A 1,545-nucleotide genomic window follows, 5' to 3' on the forward strand; every position below is an offset into this window, starting at 1 on the left:
TCGAGATCGGTAGCGATGGCATCGGCAAGCTCGGCCTCGCAGGCCCGTTCGTGAGCGAGGGCGAGAAGCTCGACCGTTAGCTTGCAGGCATGACGGTCGTCATATCGCTCGCACAAAGCCTCGAACGCGCGTCGATATGCTGATCGCGGGAAGAGTTGATCGCGATAGACGAGATTGGCGAGCGCCATCGGCTTGCGTCGCAGCGCATGGATGACGTGTCGATAATCGACGACATGGCTGCCCTTGGTCTCCGACATCGGCCGGCCACGCCTCAGCAGTGCGACCCGTGTGGTGCCGAGAAAGCATTCGAGGCGATCGTCGAAGATGCGCACGCGCAGACGGTGGCCGATCAACTTTGACGGCACCGTGTAGAACACGCGGCGCAGGATGAAGCCGCCCGATGACGTCACGCGGATCACCTTCTCCTCGAAGTCGCTGCTGCGACCTCTGGGCAGCGGTGTCAGCGCCTCCTTCTCGATCGCGATCCGCTTGGCGATGTTGGCGTTGCGCCGGCCGACGACCATGTCGACGAAGGCGCGGTAGGCATCAAGGTCTACGAAGTCACGCGTGCCATCTTCCAGTGCCTGCTTGAGATGGCCATGCGCGCTCTCGATCGAACCGTTCTCGTGCGCGATGCCGGCATTGTTGCGGGTCGGCACCATGCCGTAGTGACTCATCAGCGCGGTGTAGCGCTCCGTGAGATCCTCGCGTGCATCACGCGCCAGATTGCGGAACGCCGCCGACAGGCTGTCGCTGCGATGCTCTCTGGGCACGCCTCCGAGCGCCCATAGCGCATTCTGCAGGCCTTCCGCCAGGGCAACGAAGCTCTCGCCGCCGAGCACGACATGGGCATGCGCGAAGCCGGAGAATGCAAGCCGGAAGTGATAGAGCCGGTGAGCGAGCGTCATCCCCGCAATGGTGATGCGAAGCGCGCTGGTGTCGGTGAAGTCCGATAGACCCAGTCGTCCCGGCTCGTGCTCCTGGCGGAAGATGACGTCCCGCTCGGGACCGTTGAACGCGCGCCACGCCGTGATACGCCGCTCCAGAGTACGCCGGATGTTGGGATTGAGATCGGGATGCCGCCGGCGCAGTTCGTCCAGCACGCCGATCGCCCGGATCCCCGGCGCTGCCTTCAGGATCGGCTCGATCTCGGCGTCCCAGTAGGGTGCGAGCGGGTCAGGCCGCCGCCGGCCCTTCGGTTCCTGCTTCTGCGATGGCAGTTGCGGATCGGCTTCGATCCGATAACCGGTCGCCGTCGAAAACCCGGCTTTGGCCGCTGCGGCCTCGGCCGATAACGTTCGTCGGTAGCTCATGTATAGCCTCATCTGGTGGTCGGTGATGTGGAGGCCAGGCAAGTCATCGATCCCCTCGTTGCGAGACGAATCAACAGCTTGCGCAAACCCCACCCGGCCGCCAGACGGCCCGAAAGGAACGCCGCCGGCGGGGACGGTCCTCCGGTCGGGCTACGCCCTCCCTTCGTCACGAGCCCGGCGAAACTCTCTCACCTTGATTGACGCGCTCTTCCATCCTGATCGCCGCGCGACA

The 1,545-nt window shown here is 64.5% G+C and carries 1 protein-coding gene; it reads right to left on the reverse strand.

The features are described from left to right. A partial coding sequence (istA, locus tag WA702_RS18285; RefSeq protein WP_425111940.1) for an IS21 family transposase occupies positions 1–1,355 on the reverse strand: 1,355 nt, incomplete at its 3' end. Positions 1,356–1,545: the final 190 nt, after the last annotated feature.

The organism is Bradyrhizobium sp. (genome assembly GCF_049798375.1).
Taxonomy (GTDB): Bacteria; Pseudomonadota; Alphaproteobacteria; order Rhizobiales; family Xanthobacteraceae; genus Bradyrhizobium.